Annotated in this window: 17 protein-coding genes; 3 read left to right on the top strand and 14 right to left on the bottom strand. The window is 39.1% G+C overall.

The features are described from left to right. Nucleotides 1–29: 29 nt before the first annotated feature. The 3 genes from BM266_RS08080 to BM266_RS08090 form a co-directional block, all read right to left on the bottom strand. Nucleotides 30–1,097: a glycosyltransferase family 9 protein gene (locus BM266_RS08080; RefSeq protein ID WP_093408299.1), complete on the bottom strand. Its 1,068-nt coding sequence runs from the start codon at nt 1,095–1,097 to the stop codon at nt 30–32. 99 nt (nt 1,098–1,196) lie between these two features. After that, complete coding sequence (locus tag BM266_RS08085) at nt 1,197–1,802, bottom strand: DUF4254 domain-containing protein (RefSeq protein WP_093408129.1); 606 nt, start codon at nt 1,800–1,802, stop codon at nt 1,197–1,199. A gap of 134 nt (nt 1,803–1,936) precedes the next feature. Next, nucleotides 1,937–2,860, bottom strand: coding sequence for a DUF6427 family protein (locus tag BM266_RS08090; RefSeq protein ID WP_093408131.1), 924 nt, complete (start codon nt 2,858–2,860; stop codon nt 1,937–1,939). Between the two features lie 119 nt (nt 2,861–2,979). Between BM266_RS08090 and BM266_RS08095 the strand changes: the two genes are divergently transcribed. Continuing rightward, nucleotides 2,980–3,210: a DUF6341 family protein gene (locus BM266_RS08095; RefSeq protein ID WP_093408134.1), complete on the top strand. Its 231-nt coding sequence runs from the start codon at nt 2,980–2,982 to the stop codon at nt 3,208–3,210. Here BM266_RS08095 and purD read toward each other — a convergent pair. Further along, the gene (gene purD / locus BM266_RS08100; RefSeq protein ID WP_093408135.1) at nt 3,202–4,476 is read right to left on the bottom strand and encodes a phosphoribosylamine--glycine ligase; all 1,275 of its coding nucleotides are present in this window, start codon (nt 4,474–4,476) and stop codon (nt 3,202–3,204) included. The two genes, BM266_RS08095 and purD, sit on opposite strands and share 9 nt — an antisense overlap. 86 nt (nt 4,477–4,562) lie before the next feature. On the opposite strand from purD, the gene BM266_RS08105 reads away from it, so the two are divergent. After that, nucleotides 4,563–5,870, top strand: a complete 1,308-nt coding sequence (locus BM266_RS08105; RefSeq protein WP_093408138.1) for a phenylacetate--CoA ligase family protein — start codon at nt 4,563–4,565, stop codon at nt 5,868–5,870. Here BM266_RS08105 and BM266_RS08110 read toward each other — a convergent pair. The 7 genes from BM266_RS08110 to BM266_RS08140 are packed head-to-tail and all read right to left on the bottom strand — an operon-like array spanning nt 5,867 to nt 13,136. Further along, nucleotides 5,867–6,640, bottom strand: coding sequence for a glycosyltransferase family 2 protein (locus tag BM266_RS08110; RefSeq protein ID WP_093408140.1), 774 nt, complete (start codon nt 6,638–6,640; stop codon nt 5,867–5,869). The genes BM266_RS08105 and BM266_RS08110 overlap by 4 nt on opposite strands. Beyond that, on the bottom strand, nt 6,640–7,629 hold the full coding sequence (locus tag BM266_RS08115) for a UDP-glucuronic acid decarboxylase family protein (RefSeq protein ID WP_093408143.1): 990 nt from the start codon (nt 7,627–7,629) through the stop codon (nt 6,640–6,642). The genes BM266_RS08110 and BM266_RS08115 overlap by 1 nt, the downstream gene beginning before the upstream one ends. Nucleotides 7,630–7,653: 24 nt before the next feature. Continuing rightward, nucleotides 7,654–8,520, bottom strand: coding sequence for a dTDP-4-dehydrorhamnose reductase (rfbD, locus tag BM266_RS08120; RefSeq protein WP_093408145.1), 867 nt, complete (start codon nt 8,518–8,520; stop codon nt 7,654–7,656). After that, nucleotides 8,517–9,062, bottom strand: coding sequence for a dTDP-4-dehydrorhamnose 3,5-epimerase (rfbC, locus tag BM266_RS08125; RefSeq protein ID WP_093408148.1), 546 nt, complete (start codon nt 9,060–9,062; stop codon nt 8,517–8,519). The genes rfbD and rfbC overlap by 4 nt, the downstream gene beginning before the upstream one ends. A 9-nt stretch (nt 9,063–9,071) precedes the next feature. Next, entirely contained in the window at nt 9,072–10,757 is a 1,686-nt protein-coding gene (locus tag BM266_RS08130; protein ID WP_093408150.1) for a DUF6909 family protein, read from the bottom strand. A 3-nt stretch (nt 10,758–10,760) separates the two neighbouring features. Next, nucleotides 10,761–12,260 carry a GH3 auxin-responsive promoter family protein gene (locus BM266_RS08135; RefSeq protein WP_093408153.1) on the bottom strand — a complete coding sequence of 500 codons (1,500 nt, stop codon included), beginning with the start codon at nt 12,258–12,260 and terminating at the stop codon, nt 10,761–10,763. A 6-nt stretch (nt 12,261–12,266) separates the two neighbouring features. Next, nucleotides 12,267–13,136 carry a M23 family metallopeptidase gene (locus BM266_RS08140; RefSeq protein WP_093408155.1) on the bottom strand — a complete coding sequence of 290 codons (870 nt, stop codon included), beginning with the start codon at nt 13,134–13,136 and terminating at the stop codon, nt 12,267–12,269. 239 nt (nt 13,137–13,375) lie between these two features. Between BM266_RS08140 and tatA the strand changes: the two genes are divergently transcribed. Beyond that, complete coding sequence (gene tatA / locus BM266_RS08145; protein ID WP_093408158.1) at nt 13,376–13,567, top strand: twin-arginine translocase TatA/TatE family subunit; 192 nt, start codon at nt 13,376–13,378, stop codon at nt 13,565–13,567. A gap of 53 nt (nt 13,568–13,620) precedes the next feature. Here the strand turns inward: tatA and BM266_RS08150 are convergent, their stop codons facing one another. From BM266_RS08150 to BM266_RS08160, 3 genes are read right to left on the bottom strand one after another with little or no spacing between them, the layout of a single operon-like run. Beyond that, on the bottom strand, nt 13,621–14,598 hold the full coding sequence (locus tag BM266_RS08150) for a DUF4837 family protein (protein WP_093408161.1): 978 nt from the start codon (nt 14,596–14,598) through the stop codon (nt 13,621–13,623). A 25-nt stretch (nt 14,599–14,623) separates the two neighbouring features. Next, a complete protein-coding gene (locus BM266_RS08155; protein WP_093408164.1) occupies nt 14,624–16,201 on the bottom strand; it encodes a lytic transglycosylase domain-containing protein in 1,578 nt (525 codons plus the stop codon). Between the two features lie 54 nt (nt 16,202–16,255). Beyond that, complete coding sequence (locus tag BM266_RS08160; protein WP_093408166.1) at nt 16,256–17,437, bottom strand: phosphoglycerate kinase; 1,182 nt, start codon at nt 17,435–17,437, stop codon at nt 16,256–16,258. Between the last annotated feature and the right edge of the window lies 1 nt (nt 17,438).

Here is a 17,438-nt window from a genome sequence, read left to right on the forward strand (position 1 = left end):
AAAGGCAGCAATCAGTTGCCTTTTTTGTTTTAAAACAAGACCTCATTGATCTTACCCAGGATCTGTTCAGGATAAATTTCCCGAATGGCATTTTCATATCCCTCAGGATATTTATTGCCGTAAATAGACGTTGGAATATTTGGGTATTTTTCAAGGTTAGGCAAAAGGCTATTTCTTTCTGGTTGTTTGAAAGGCCTGAAACCGACATAGGGATGGGTGACACCCCAAATACTTATAACAGGAATGCCGAACATAGCCGCTAAATGACCGTTACCGCTATCCATGGAGACCATAGCATCCAAATTAGAAATCAGGGCAAGTTCTTCTTCAAAACTTAGCTTCCCGGCCACGCTTAAAGTATCTTCAAACTGTTCTTCCCAGGATTCCAGTTGCTCCTTTTCATTTTTCCCACCTCCAAAAAGCAGAACTTTTATTTTGTTATTCCTGGAAAGTTGATTTAGAACTTCTGCCATAAGATCAGGAGGATAAGCCTTGGAGTTGTGTTGTGCAAAAGGGGCAATTCCCAACCATTTTTTGGGTTCAGGACCCACAATCTTTTTAATATTTTCTGAAAGCTGCTTTTTCTTCGGAAAGTGGTGTGTACTTAAATCTATTGGGTAACCCAGGGCTGAAAAAACATCGGCATAACGCTGATGTGTGGATTTCAATGGTTTAAAAACCTTGTCTTTTTCCCGGGTTAAGGCTTTTTTCTCTTTCCGGCCTTTGTCAATTTGTTCTACCGGAATCCCAAAGAGATAAAACACCGATTTCAACACATTGCTCCTTAAAACATTATGAAGATCTGCCACTGCATCAATATCTTCATCGCGCAATTCCTTAGCCAGACGGGATAAGCCTAAAACCCCTTGATGAACACCGTTCACATCGGCCTCGTAAACCGAAACATTAGGAATATCCTGAAACATCGGTTTAAAGAAACCACGGGTGAGCATTGTAATCTTTAATTCAGGATAGGTAGCGGTAAGGGTTTGCAAAACCGGAACTACCATAGCTACATCTCCCATTGCAGAAAGTCTTATTACCAGAATATGGGCGCTTTTACCTTGAGTTGCCGAAGCTTTGTTTGTTGATTTCATTCTGCTCATAATTCCGGTTTCTTTTTCCGCAGAAAAAAAGCCATAGTTTCATAACTTTTACAAATATGAAATATGGCTTTACTTAATTCTATAGGCTATTTATTTCCCTCGTAAAACAGGGTTTAGTTCGTCGTCATTATACATCTTCATCTGCCTGTAAACCTTCATATACTTATCGCCATTAGCGATGTCTTCAAGGAGCTGATTGATCGCCGTAGAAAGATCTACTCTTTGCTCCAATAAAACCTTCAGTTTCGCATCGCATTTTAGCTGATGTTCCTGCGAAGCATCTTCCCGGTTGGCCTCCTCATTCATATGATAAATTTTCAACGCAAGAATAGATAATCTATCTATCGCCCAGGCAGGGCTTTCAGAGTTGATTGTGGCATCCTCCTTTGGTTCAACATCCTTAAATTTTTTAAGAAAATAACTATCTATAAACTCTACCGTATCGGTGCGGTCCTGGTTAGAGGCATCGATCTGGCGTTTAAGTTTAAGTGCATCTACAGGATCAATGTTCTTATCTCTTATGATATCTTCATAATGCCACTGCACAGTATCTATCCAGCATTTACGATACAGCAAATGTTCGATAAGTTCAATGTCGCTATCGTACGGATTCGAAAAAGGCTGATCTACCGTATCCTTTTCGTGGTATTTTTCTATTACTTCCTGAAATATTTTATTTGCTTTGTCTGAAAACATATTCTTTTATTTTCTGAAATGTATACCTATTTGATGATTTCTTAGGCAATTCTTTTTTGCTTCAGGCAAAGGTACCATATTTTGAAATAGTTATGAAGAATAAGCCGGGGCCGTACCATTTGGACATCTAAATCCTAGTTAATAAACGGAAGAAGCAGGGGCATTAAGATGAGTATTGCCAGCAGAATTTCTTTAAAAACCTTATCTTTTTTGCGCTCAAACCAGGTTGATGCGATAATACTCAACGGAATAAAAAAGAAAATAAGTTCACTTCCATCTTTGATTGGCGAAAAAACTGCGATAGCAATTGAAACAACAAGACTAAACAAAACCAGGTTAAGAGAAGGCCGTAGACTTATACTGGCTTTTTGAAGTAGTCCCAGAAAATTACCAAGTGTCCATATTAGCACTGCAAGGATAAGACTAAGAGGGATTAAAAGAGATAGATCTCTATAATTACTAAAATCAAAATTTACCGGTTCATACCACTGGGCAAATCCGTATATGTTTTCGTAAGCCAACAAATGGAAACTTAGATTGAGTAAGTATACAGCCAGGAAGGCAACCAAAGGAATCAACCAGTTCTTAAATTTTGGGAGATAAAAGAGAATTCCAGCAAAAACCACTACCAGAAAAAGAATAGACCAGAAATAAAAAATTGAAGCGATGCAGATCCAAAAAGTGGCATCGAAAACTTTTTTTTGCATAATCTTTTTGGAACGCAGACTCAGGATGCGCCTAAATGCAAATAAGATACATAAATTAGCGAAAATCACCTGGGTATTATTGAGAAGGGCAAAAAAAGAAGTGGTAAAAACAGCAAAAAACAAAATCTTATAGGCACTGCGCCGGGTGAGTTCATTTTTTTTGGCAATAAAATTCAGCACATATACGCTAAGCAGTAAAGCAAGTAAAACTGCCAGTTTTTCAAAAAAAATAGCCAGATTAAATGCCAGATAATATTCCTTAAAATTGGCGACCACAAAAATAAGCGTCATAAAAAACGCTACCACTATTCCGTTAAGTGGTTTTGATTTGCCAAAAAAGCTTGTTAGCATTCCCGTTTTTTATATTTTTGTAATCTAAATTATAACAAAGTTATCATTTGAGGGCCTTTTAGGCCAGTTATCAATTGGCCACGCTTTATAAACAGCTAAGAGCCATAAAAATTATTTAAATGAGAGATTTTTTTGAAGGAATCGCATGGCTTTTTGAAGAGATACTGTTGATTCCATTAGACGCACTTCGTGAATTGGAGTTAAACTCCTGGTGGGCAGCCAACGCCATTAATTTTATTTTTATCCTTATTGGATTAGCTGCTTTTTTCTACTGGATGAAACAGCTTAAAAAATTCAACGATAACGACGAAGAAAACCGGGATCCTTCTGCTCATTCATTTTTAGGATAAATCGAAACCGAGATCCTTTCTATAATACATCTTATCAAAATGTAGTTTCTCTGCATTTTGATAAGATTTTTTTAGCGCTTCTTTGTAATCTGTTCCGAACGATGTTATCGCTATAACCCTTCCTCCATTGGTCACGATTTTTTCTCCCTCTTTTTTAGTTCCTGCGTGAAAAATAATGCTATCCTTAACGTCATCAAAACCGTTGATCTCTTTGCCTTTTCCATAAGCTTCAGGATAACCTCCTGAAACCAACATCACGGTGGTTGCTGCCTGCTCGTCTATCTCAAGCTTTGCTTCATTCAATTTTCCTTCAGAAACCTTTTCCAGCAATTCTACCAGATCAGATTTTATCCTGGGCAGAACCACCTCAGTCTCTGGATCGCCCATTCTCACATTGTATTCTATCACAAAAGGTTCATCCCCAACTCTTATTAAACCTATAAATATGAAACCTTTGTAATCTATTTCTTCTTCCTGTAATCCGTTAACGGTAGGTTTTACGATTCGCTCTTCAATTTTATTCATCAACTCATTATCGGCGAAAGGCACGGGCGAAATAGCTCCCATTCCTCCGGTGTTAAGCCCGGTGTCTCCCTCTCCAATTCGTTTGTAATCCTTGGCTGTTGGGAGAATCTTATAGTTTTTTCCGTCGGTAAGTACAAAAACGCTGAGTTCTATCCCGTCTAAAAATTCCTCGATCACTACTTTTGCACTGGCCTTCCCAAATTTCTTATCAGAAAGCATACTTTCAAGTTCAGCCTTGGCTTCATCAAGATTTTCAAGGATTAAAACTCCTTTCCCGGCAGCAAGACCATCGGCTTTGAGAACATATGGCGGATTTAGACTTTCCAGGAATTTTTTCCCGGCGTCCAGACTTTCAACAGTAAAACTTTCGTAAGCTGCGGTAGGAATGTTGTGCATAGCCATAAACTCCTTAGCTCGTTCTTTACTGCCCTCAAGGAGAGCACCACCTTTGGAAGGTCCAATCAACTTCACAGATCTCAATTTGGGATCTTCGGCAAAAAAATCGGTTATTCCCTCTACGAGAGGATCTTCAGGACCAACGATGAGCATCTCAATTTCCTGCTTTATCACGAAATTTTTAATACTTTCAAAATCGCTAAGCTTTAGATCTACATTTTCAGCAAGTTGAGCGGTTCCTGCATTGCCGGGTGCTACAAAAAGTTTAGTGCATTTTTTGCTCTGGGCAACCTTCCATGCAAATGTATGTTCACGGCCTCCGGAGCCAAGTATTAAAATTTTCATTCTGAAAGTCTTTTAAATGTTGTCCCAAAAATAATTGTTTGTAAATTGAAGCACCAATTTATTTCGAATAAAAACGCAATTTGCCCTTGAACTGGTTTAAGCTGTCCCTACAACTCAATAAATTCCCCATAAACCGGGCACAAAAACTTTTAGATAAGATCCGGGAGATCCCGGAAGATAATTATGAGGATTACCTGGAGAGCAAGAAATTCGAGATCCTTGATTTTCATTTAAAGAATAATTCATTTTACCGGGAATTTTGTGAGAAAGATAACTTTGAGAAATGGGAAGAGGTACCGGTGCTTCAAAAAGCCGAACTTCAACAAAAACTAAAAACCAGGCTTAGCAAGAATTTCAAAAAGCGCAATATTTATGTCGGGAAAACCTCGGGCAGCAGCGGGGAGCCATTTATCTTTGCCAAAGACCGATTTTGTCATGCCCTTAGTTGGGCAGGCTTTCAAGATAGGTACCAATGGCACGGCATAGATCTCAACAAAAGTTTACAAGCACGTTTTTACGGGATTCCTTTAGATCTTTATGGCAATCTTCAGGAGCGTTTTAAAGATAGAATAAGCCTTCGGAGACGCTTCAATATATTTGACCTCAGCGACGGGAAGATGGAGATTTTTCTTGAGCGCTTTCAAAAGTCAAAATTCGATTATATAAACGGATATACCAGTGCAATCCTTCTTTTTGCGAAATTTCTTAAAAGCAGGAAGCTTCAGTTAAAAGAGGTTTGTCCCTCTTTAAAGCTTTGCATAGTTACTTCAGAACGACTTTTTAAGGAAGATAGGGAGCTTATTGAAAGCGCAATAGGTGTTCCTGTAATTAATGAGTACGGAGCCAGTGAGGTAGGCTTAATCGCATTTGAGGACGAGCATAAAAACTGGATCGTAAATTCTGAAGATCTTTATGTGGAGATCCTGGATGAAAACAACAAGCCGGTACCTAATGGGCAGGAAGGCAGGGTGGTAATCACTTCGCTTTATAATCTGGCCCACCCAATGATAAGGTACGACATTGGAGATACCGGGATACTTTCTGAAAAAAGCACGCCAAAAACCCCTGTTCTTCAAAAACTAATTGGCCGTACCAACGATGTGGCAAGGCTGGCAAACGGTAAACTTGTACCAGGACTTACTTTCTATTACGTTACCAAAACCATTATTGAAGACAACGGGAATATCAAGGAGTTTGTGGTGGCCCAAACCGAACCGGATAAATTCAAAATTGATTATGTAAGCGAAAAAGCATTTACCGAAAATCAAATTGAAAGAATCCTTAGGGCAATCGAGAAATATGTAGGAAAAGACCTAAAGGTTTTATTTGAAAGAAAAGAGGTTTTAGATCGTGACAAGAGCGGTAAGCTTAAGCAGTTTACCTCACGAATCTAGGTAGTTTTTACTTGTTTTCTCTTCACGAAAAAATGTTCTTTCAGGAACATTAGCATACAACGCAGACTTTTAAAGAAACCAAAACCCAGAACCTTATGGTATATATTAAAATTGTAGCGCAACATTTCGAATTTATTTCCTGAAACAGAATTCCTTCTAAGCCGGTAAATCGCCAGAGGTTCTTTGATGCTTTTTGCGATACCCGCCTTTTTTACCGCTGCCAGCCATAGCCCCCAATCCTGTCTTTTTCTGATTTCAGGGCCATAAATTTTACCGAGTTCTACAGCATTATAGATTCCGGTAAGATTACCGATATAATTGGATTTTAATAGTTTCTGGTAAGTCACATAAGGTAAGGCCTGTACGACTTCCCTTAGTTTCGCCCCGTTTTCTGTGAAAAGTTCATAACTGGAAAAGCATACCGAAACCTCGTTTTCCCGCATGAATTCCAGCTGAGTTTGGAGTTTATGCGGTTTCCAAAAATCATCAGCGTCCAGAAAAGCGATATATTCTCCTTTAGCCCGACTTATTCCTTTATTTCTTGAAACCCCTGCGCCTTTATTTTCCTTATTCTGAAGTAATTTAATTCGGTTGTCTGCGCTAGCCAGTTCTTTAATTATTGCTGAAGTTTGGTCTTCAGAAGCATCATCGATAACCAATAATTCCCAGTAAGAATAAGTTTGCTCCCTGACAGATTGAATAGAGGCCTCAATAAATCTTTCAGAATTATAAGCCGGCATTATCACAGAAACCAAAACCTCGCTATTCATCAACGTCTTATATGTTTCGAAAAATCTTTGTGTTCACTTTTTTTCAGGTCTTCAGGACTTAGGCTCTTGAAATATTCGTAAGTGATTTTCATTCCTTGTTCCCGTGGGACTTTGGGCTCCCAGCCTAAGATCTCTTTAGCCCTGGTAATATCGGGCTGGCGCTGAAGGGGATCATCCTGTGGAAGTTCTTTGTAAACAATTTTCTGATTCGTCCCGGTGAGTTTTATGATCTCTTCAGCAAAATCTCTGATAGTGATTTCATCTGGATTACCAATGTTAACCGGTTTGATATAATCACTCAGCAAAAGACGATAAATTCCCTCAATTTGGTCGTCTACAAAGCAGAAAGAACGCGTTTGCAGACCATCCCCAAAAACAGTTAGGTCTTCTCCCCTTAGTGCCTGACCGATAAATGCCGGAATTACCCGGCCGTCATTCAGTCGCATTCTTGGGCCGTAGGTATTAAAGATCCTGGCAATCCTGGTTTCCAGGCCGTGAAACCGATGATAAGCCATGGTAATAGATTCCATAAAGCGTTTTGCCTCATCATAAACCCCACGCGGGCCAATAGAATTTACATTTCCGTAGTAATCTTCATTTTGAGGATGTACCAGAGGATCGCCATACACTTCAGAAGTTGATGCAATAAGAATTCTGGCATTTTTTTCTTTGGCCAGGCCAAGACAGTGCAGTGTTCCAACAGATCCAACCTTGAGGGTTTGTATTGGAATTTTAAGGTAATCTATTGGGCTGGCAGGTGAGGCAAAATGAAGAATATAATCCAAATTTCCGGGGACGTGTACAAATCTGGTAACATCATGATGCAGAAATTCAAAATTTTCATTTCCAAAAAGATGCTCAATATTTTTAAGATCTCCGGTAATGAGATTATCCATTCCAATTACACGGAAATCTTCCTTTATAAACCTGTCGCAAAGATGAGATCCCAGGAAGCCGGCTGCACCGGTAATAAGTATTCGTTTAGCCATATATAATTCGTTTGTTCCCGTAAATTACTTAAATTTTCGAGATCTGTTGGTGATAAGATCCTCAAGACTATCCCGCCAGTTGAGCACAGGTTTTCTCAAGTTTTGCTGTAATTTGTTTTTATTTAAAACGCTAAAAACTGGCCGTTTTGCCCGGGTTTTATAGTATCCGCTTTTATTTATATCCACCTCCTTGCTTTTTCCTGCTAGGTCCAAAATAGCCTTAGCAAAATCAAACCAGGTCGCCTCCCCCGTATTGCTGTAATGGTAAAGGCCGAAATGGGTGTTCTCTTCATTGATGAGCTGAAGCACAAAATTCGCAAGATCATTAGCATTAGTGGGGGTTCCTATTTGATTAGTGGTGATGTTAAGGCTAGCTCCTTCTTCTGCCTTTTTCAGAATCGTATTGAAGAAATTATGACCAAATTCAGAATACAGCCAGGAAGTCCTAAAAATAAAATATTTATCCAGGATCTGCCGGATATACTCCTCACCTTTCAATTTTGAAGCGCCATAAACATTGATGGGATTAACCTTGTCTGTTTCCTGATAAGGTTCGCTTGCCTTCCCGTCAAAAACATAATCGGTAGAGAAATGGATCAGCACGGTTCCAGCAGTTTTGCAAACCTCAGCCAGTTTTTTCACTCCTTCAGCATTGATCTTAAAAGCGGTTTCTTTATCATCTTCAGCCTTTTCAACATTAGTATAAGCTGCGCAATTAATACAGTAATCGGGTTTTTCTGCTGAAAATATTTGCTGAAGCAGATTTTCATCTGTGATATCAAGTTCAGAAGAATCGAGGGATTTAAATTTTAACTCAGGATATTCCGAAGTGATCTTTTGAAAACACCTTCCAAGTTGTCCTGAAGCTCCTGTAACTAACACCTTTTTCATCCGAATATTTCTTTTAACTGTGGCTGTGCAAGGTCTTTATCTGAGATAATCATCTTTTCCTCCGGAAACTCCCAATCTATGGCAAGATCGGGATCGTTATAGATAATGCCTCCTTCAGCATCGGGGTGATAATATTCGTCGCATTTATAGGCAAAAACAGAAGTTTTAGATAGAGTTACAAATCCGTGCCCGAAGCCTTTCGGAATATAAAGCTGGTGCAGGTTCACGTCATCCAGAATGGTTTTAAAAACCTGTTTAAAGGTAGGAGATTCAGGTCTAAGGTCTACAACCACATCCAGTACTTTTCCATAAATGGCACGCACCAATTTAGTTTGACCGAACTCTCCTCGCTGATAATGCAGGCCACGCAGAACTCCAAAGCTGGAAATTGACTGATTATCCTGCACAAACTCCTTGGCGATTCCCGTGAGATCGATGAATTTCTTCTTGTGATAACTCTCTAAAAAAAGTCCTCTCTTATCTCTATAAATATCGGGTTTTATAATAAAACAATCTTTCAGGGGTGTTTTTTCTACCTGCATTATTATAATTTAGTTTTCAAAAATCTGGTCAAGGATCTTTTCGGTTATCAAATAAGTGGGTTTTACCCCAGAGGTTCCTAATCCGCCTGAAGCCAAGGTGCTTCCTGTTTCCAAAGGGTTATCTGAAGCATAATAAGCATATCTCACTTTTACATCTTCCTTGATACTACCTCGCAGTTTGGAAGCTGCCTGAATGGCTTTTTGATAATGCGCCCCTTCCATTTCGAGACCGCTCACATTCCAGGTAGAATCATGGAAGAATTTGAGGATATCTTTATTCTGAAGGGAGGTTCCTAAAACTGTGATCATTGCGCCATCAACAATCTTGACACCGTGACCTTCAAGGTCTTGTTTTTTCAATTGATTGCGGAAGGGATAATTATCGGCTGTTCCTTCAAAAAGGTGAGCGGTAGGCACCATTATATCACCTTTACCACCATCAAGAATTCCGGCTTTCCCCATAATAGAAATCGAGGATACGTTCATTTTTATTTCATTCCCCTCAAAATTATAAGGTTTTAAAAGCTCATCCATAGTTTCGTATGCCTGTTCTCCAAAAGCGTAATCCATAACCACAATAACAGGATTTTCGTCCTCTTTAAGCTCCGACTTCTTTCCATTATAGCCGTTTTTGAGCTTTGCCGTATCAAAGACCTGGACATCTATGTTGGTTCCACTTTTATCTTCTATGAAATTCATTCCGTTATCCAGGGCTGCTTTCATCACCTTATTTCTAAGGCTGCCGTTCCCACTATCGCTCAGTGCTTCATAAATTTCAAGAACTTTTTTCTTCTTAAATTCTTCCTTTAAAGCAACAGGGGAATAAAGGGTGTTCATTACGCTATGCATATTCGCGCTGATTATATGAACAGGACGATGCAAAAGGTTCTCCTTTAATAGAAATTGTTTAATATTATCGGCCCATATCTCTCCATGAATATGGTGACCTAATCTTTCCCGTAACACCGGACTAAAGGTTATAATGCGTTTTTCATTTTGTACAGTTTCAGCAATAGCGAGTTTTCCAAGATTATAGATTATATTAAGAAAACGTTCGGGCTGCCCGGTGGAAGCAAATTTTGGATACAGAGTACATAGTTCGTTAAATGTACGTCCAAGAATATTTGCTGTATGCGTTAAAACTACTTCCCGTTCTTCCCTACTGAGTTCAGTATCCTGAAGCACTGCTTTTTCCAGTTTTTCCCAATCCCTGGTAACACTGCCTTCTTCATCAATGAGTACACGCCTCATTATTTTATGAGATTCAACGAAGAGAAAAGTAAGATGTGTAAGAATATCATAGATCTCAGATCTTCCCCGGGTTATCTCAATATTCATCTGCTCTTCATCAATCCTGTAGCAGTTTCTACGACGTTTTGGAGGTACGATGGGCTTAAAATGTGAATTTCCATAACCCTCATCACTGGTGAGGTTGATATAGGCACATTCCTCAATACCAATTGGGAGTCTGTCTACGACATAAAGCAAACCATCAAGTTCTACTTTATCTTCTGCAATAGATCCATAGATCTCAGGCCTTAAAGTAAGCAATGCTTCACGCAAGGTCTCTCCGGAAACCCCCATAGGTTTATAAAATCCCCGGTTAAAAAGGTGCCGCATAGTAATGTACATTCGCTCGATGGCATGTGTACTTTCCTGCGCCCGGGTACGGCCTTGTAGTTTTAAATTCACCATATTTTATGCTTCTATAATTTCTTCCAAAACAGCGGCAATCTTTCTGTCGTTGGCCAATCGTGGCAACTTATTCTGTCCTCCAAGTTTTCCGATGGATTTCATATACTTCTGAAATCCGTTCGAGGGAACCCGGGCAATCTTCAAAGGTTGAAGTATTTTTCCTTCAATAAGATCAAAATAATAAGAATTTTGCTCCTGAAGAGATTTATCGAGTATTTTTCTGAAGGCTTCTAAATCCTCAGGTTCTTTTTCAAACTCGATAAACCATTCGTGGTAGGGCAATTCATCATTTTCGGGAGTAATCTGCGGAGCCACCGTAAATTCACTTATGCGAGCCTTGGTTTGCGCTGTAGCCAGCTGCATGGCTTCTTCCACTTCCTTGGCGATAACATGCTCTCCAAAAGCCGATATAAAATGCTTGATCCTTCCGGAAACCATTACCCTGTAGGGCTTTGTTGAAGTAAACTGCACCGTGTCACCAAGGTTATAAGCCCACAGGCCGGCATTGCTGGAAATAAGCATCACATAATTTACACCGGTCTCAACTTCACCAATCGTTAGTCGTTTTGGATTTTCATCAAAAAACTCATCAGCCTTAATGAATTCGTAGAACATTCCAGAATCCAACTGCAAGAGCATTCCTTTCTCGTTTTGTTTATCCTGAAAGGCAAAAAATCCTTCCGAAGCAGGATAGAGTTCAATGCTATCAACTTTCCGCCCGATTAAGTTTTCAAATTTCGCACGGTATGGTTCATAATTCACCCCGCCGTAGATAAAAAGTTCAAAGTTTTTAAAGAGGTCTCCCACCTTTTGTCCGGTTTTCTGATGAAGGCGCTCAAAATACATCTGCACCCAGGATGGAATCCCGCTAATTACCGTCATATCCTCGTTACGGGTCTCTTCAACTATAGCGTCTACTTTGGTTTCCCAATCTTCAATACAGTTGGTTTCCCAGCTTGGCATCCTGTTCTTTTGAAGATAGGATGGTACATAATGCGCTACGATGCCCGAAAGTCTGCCCAGTTTCACTCCGTTTTTTTCATCAAGCTCCGGACTTCCTTGCAGAAAGATCATTTTTCCATCCACAAAAGAAGCATTTCCGGTCTCGGCGATATAACAAAGAATAGCATTTCGGGCAGCATTAATGTGCGTAGGCATAGATTCCTTAGTAAGCGGAATGTATTTCGCGCCGCTGGTAGTTCCAGAGGTTTTAGCATAATAAAGTGGTTTTCCAGGCCATAGAACATCGGCTTCTCCGGCTACCATTTTATCCACCCAAGGCTTTAGTTCTTCGTAGTCCCTAACCGGAATTTTCTCTGCAAAATCGCGATAAGTTTTAATTTTACCAAAATCGTGATCCTTGCCAAATTTTGTGTCTTTAGCCTGATCAATAAGTTCTTTGAAGACCTTTTGTTGCGTAGCTTCAGGTTTTGAAGCCCAGGCATCAATTTTTTTGCGTATGTATCGGGCAAATATCTTTGCTCCTATGGATTTTAAAGACATATAATTTTAATCAAAATCAATATAATCAGTTGGGTTTACCGGTACTCCTTCGTTCCAGAGTTCAAAATGCAAATGAGGACCGCTGGAATATTCTCCGGTAGAACCGGCAGTGGCTATCACTTCACCGGTTTTTACTATATCTCCCTGTTCTTTGGTTAAGGAGGCATTGTGTTTATATACCGAAAGGAGGCCGTAATTATGCCGCACAATAATGACATAACCGGTTTGAGTTGTCCATTCTGAAAAAATCACTCTTCCTTCAGCCACCGATTTTACGGCAGAGTTTTTTGGCACTACAATGTCTACGGCATAATGCCTGTCCTTTAGATTGAAACCTTCAGAAATAGATCCCTTTACCGGCGGGAATAAGGAAAAGTCAACGTTATCTTCTGCTGAAGCTAAAATATTGTACTTATCCTCCTGAGCTACCTCCTCGCGCAAAATAGAATCAGCCCGCGAAGGTTCAATTGATTCTATTTCTCCTGGTGGTTCCGGGCTTTCCATTAGCGAATCCCTGTTAAGCGAACCGGTTTCAGCCTCTCCTGTTAAAACACTTCTTATGGAATTGAGATATTGATCATTAAGTTTCAAAACCCTCTGTAATGAATCTGATTTATAAGCGAGATCTACTGCCCTGCTCTTTAATTCAGGAGAAGAATAACCGGGAATATATTCACGCAACGGGGTAAAGGCGATTATGATAGTAGTAGCTGCCACTAAAAGTATCGCACTTAAAGTGACCGTTACAAAAACATTCAAACGGGTAAGTTTAAATGAAAGTCGCTCCTCAAAAGTATCTTCATTTAGAATTACCAATCGGTACTTATGAAGTAGTTTTTTCGCGAACTTTTTTTTATGTTTCTTATTGGCTGCCATAGATTATAAAGCTTTCGCAAAGATAAATTAAAATTATTCGGTGCAATTGAGATTTGATTATCAAAATAGATTCCAAAACTTATTCTATAATGCTCTAAATAGACATTTATTGAGTTACGGCATGAAATTTGTGATAACCTTTAATGAAGCAATTAAAAGAACCTAAGAAAATTAATTTGTGTTAATAAAGGTATATTTTAATGAATTCTTGTTAAGTTTGTGTAATCTAAATTAAAGTTATGAATGCATTTATATTACCATTGATGATAGGAGCACCACAAATTATACTAATTGTAATTGTGATACTACTGTTATTTGGAGGTCGAAAAATTCCTGAATTAATGAGAGGTCTAGGTAGTGGAATTAAAGAATTCAAGGATGCTTCCAAAGATGACAATGACGAGAACAAAGTTCCTGAAGAAAAGAAATAACTACCTTATTTTTATAAAAAGATAAAGCCCAACTTTCCAGTTGGGCTTTATCTTTATTTAATTCTCGCCGATTGCAGGATGGCATCCAGCTCAAATATATTATCCCGTTTCCCTCTGGCTGGTGAAAAAACAAAGCCTTCAACAATCAAATAGCGATTATTGGCTTCATCTTTAATTGCATAGTTCACAAACGGCCCGGCCATAAAGGCATTTTTCACCTCCCAGGTACCCCGGGTTTCATAGGCAAACTTTCCGTCTATTTCGGTTTCAAAAAGATAAGGCGCATAGGCTTCCTCTGTTATCATATAACTTCCTTCTACCGGTCCGGGAATATAGGCTTCTCCAATAGAATCCCTCATCTTAATAATATTCCCAATTATATTAGTGTCTTTTTCGATTTGATTGATGGGAACCTCATAAATAAGTAATTCCATATTTCCCTTAGTGATCTCCTTTCTAAGCCAAATAAACCCATCTTCTTCTACTGCATAACGATAAATAGATGGAAATTTAAGTGAAAGACCAAATTCTTCTTTTAATTTTTGATCTTTCCCCAAAGATTTCCCCATTCTGCGTTGTTTCTCCTTCATTTCGGTCTCCTTGAAAACCGCAACAGCTTTGTCTGCACCTTCATTAATAGCGCGAATAATTTCTTCCTCATCAGGTCCTGAAATAATTATTCCGGTTTGAGGACGTGCATATACATTGTTTAGCACCTTTACTCCTGCTTCATTAGCTTTTTCAACTTTTATAAAAGAACGATTTCTTCTTACAAAACCAGTAAAGGTTTCAGGCGGAATTTGTTTAAGAGAAAACATAGGTTCTTCCTGGGGCAAACCATCTACGGTAGCGGCAAAATTATCACGAAGTGCTTCCCCAACTGGACCTTCCCAGAGTTTATTTTCAATTATTAAAGTTACCTGATTGATATTTCCCGAAGAATCTACTAAAATGCGTTCCTTCTGCTCGTTTTGGTCATCACAGGAAATAGAAAGAACTAAGGATAAAAGAAGAACTAAAGATTTTTTCATTTTTGGCTTAATTTGATTTTCAAATTCACCCTTTGGAAACTTTTAGTTTCATCCCGGGTTTAAGGCTGGAAGAGCCCACATCATTCCAAGCCCTCAAATTCTGTACCGTAACTCCGGGGAACTTGCGGGAAATGCTCCACAATGAATCTCCTTTTTTAACCGTATATACTTTTGTAGCCCTTTGATCGGCATTATTTTGAGAGGATGACGATTGGGAAACGGCAGGTTTTCTGGGATAAATGGTAAGGTATTGACCAATACGTAAATTATTGGACCTTAGATTATTCCACCGTTTAATACTGCTTATTCCTACGCCGTATCGCGCGGCTATTTTTCCGAGGTAATCTCCGCTTTTCACCTTATACCGAATCCTGTCTTCGGTTTCAATATATTTTGGTATATTTTTTTTCTTTTCGGCAAGATCTTCGGTTACATACTCATAAATCTCGTCTTCATTGCTCACAAAAGCACCAGATACAGATCTTGGCAACCTAACACTATAATTCTTTTCTTCTACAAAAGGAATAATATCCAGTTTATAGCTTGGATTTAAAAATTGAAGCATTTCCTTTTCAATGCCGGTAACCGTTGAAATATGATCAAAAGTGAGCATTTTTTTTACCCTGATAGTATCGGTTTCGAAAAAAGCCACGTCAGGTTTTTTAGGCTGAAAATCGTGTTCATCGGCATATTCGAAAATATAAAGTGTCGCCAGGAATGCCGGCACATAACCCGCTGTTTCACGCGGAAGATATCTCCTTAAATGCCAGTAATTGGTGGAGCCCCCGCTTCTTCTTATCGCCTTGGAAACATTGCCCGGACCCGAATTATATGAAGCCAGAACCATATCCCAATCGCCAAAAGATTTGTAGAGACTCGCCAGGTATTTGGCTGCCGCTACCGTAGATCTTTCAGGATCCATTCGTTCATCTACGTAAGAACTAACATCCAGATCCAGCATTTTTCCGGTAGGAAACATAAATTGCCATAAACCAGTGGCCCCCACCCGGGAACGTGCACGGGGATTCAATGCCGATTCTACAATCGCCAGGTATTTTATCTCCAAAGGAATATCAAACCTATCCAATTCTTTTTCAAACATTGGAAAATAGTATTCGCTTAAAGCCATCAGGTTTTCCATGGCTCTTTTATTGCGTTTTAAGTACGATTTTATAACGCTTTCCAGGATTGGATTATATTCTATATTAAAAGGCGTTCTCGAATTAAGTTTCTCTAAACGGGCTTTTAAAGTATCTGTTGGCAGATCTTTATATACAACATCTGAATAGTCCTGTTCGTGAATGCTTTTCTGAATAGTATCGTATAAACTAGTATTAAGCAGTTGCAATTTCCAGAGCGAATCTATCTCTGCAGCTATAGGAAGATCCTGCAGGTTTACCGCTGCAGAATCTTTTATCAATGCTGAAATTGGTAGTTTATTTCTGAATTCAGGATCAGGATCAGTCAGGATTATTTCTGAAGTGCTGGGTCTTTCAAAGATCTGAACTCTGAAATTAGCTTTTTCAAGCCTCTTTTCAGGTTCTTCCTGAGCTAAAATGCCCAAACTAAAAAGCAAGAGCGATAATGAGAAAATATACTTCATCAATTGAGTTCTAAAATTTTGTAATGAGAACGGAATTTTCTCAGTTTTCGTACCTTATTTCCCAATAGCCTCAATTCCAGGCAGGGATTTTCCTTCAAGCATTTCCAGCATAGCTCCTCCACCGGTAGAAACATAACTCACCTTATCTTCCAAGCCAAATTTCTTGACTGCAGCTACAGAATCTCCTCCACCTACCAGACTAAAAGCTCCGTTTGCAGTGGCTTCAGCGATAAATTGACCTATTTTGATGGTTCCTTTAGCGAATTTGTCCATTTCAAAAACTCCAAGAGGGCCATTCCATAGGATAATTTTAGATTTTTTAATAACCGCCTCAAAGTTCTTAAGAGATTCCGGTCCGGCATCAAGGCCCATCCACCCATCAGGGATATTATCAATACGCTCTACCTGAGTGCTGGCTTGTTCAGAAAAACTATCGGCAATAACCGAGTCAACAGGCAAATGAATTTCTACTCCTTTCTCTTTGGCTTTTTCCAGGATTTCAAGAGCAAGCTCCTGTTTATCTTCTTCGAACAGGGAATTTCCAATTTTTCCACCTTGCGCCAGAATAAAAGTATAGGCCATCCCGCCACCTATAATTAGGTGATCTATTTTATCAAGGATATTTTCAATCACTGTAATTTTCGAAGACACTTTTGCGCCACCAAGAATCGCAGTAACAGGTTTTTCTTTACTGTTTAGCACCTTATCCAGACTTTTAATCTCTTTTGCCAGAAGATACCCAAAACATTTCTCCTCAAAGAATTTAGCAACAATAGTTGTTGAGGCGTGTGCGCGATGCGCAGTACCAAATGCATCATTTACATAGATGTCCCCTAATTCAGAAAGTTGCTTAGCGAAATCTTCGTTTCCTTCTGTCTCTTCATCATAAAATCTAAGATTCTCCAGTAAAAGAACTTCACCGGGCTGCAGATTATCTGTTGCAGCTTCCACTTTATCTCCAACAGAATCATCTACAAATTTGGTTTCAATTCCCAGTACCTCAGATACTTTGTAAACTATATTCTTAAGAGAATATTTTTCTTCTTTACCTTTTGGCCTGCCCAGGTGAGACATTAGCACCACACTACCTCCATCTTCGAGTATTTTTATTATGGTGGGTTTTGCAGCTTCTATCCGATTGGCGTCTGTTACTTTCGAATCTTTCAATGGCACGTTAAAATCAACTCTAATAAGTGCCTGTTTATCTTTAAAATTATAATCGTCTAATGTTTTCATA

The sequence above is a fragment of the Salegentibacter flavus genome (assembly GCF_900115145.1).
Taxonomy (GTDB): Bacteria; Bacteroidota; Bacteroidia; order Flavobacteriales; family Flavobacteriaceae; genus Salegentibacter; species Salegentibacter flavus.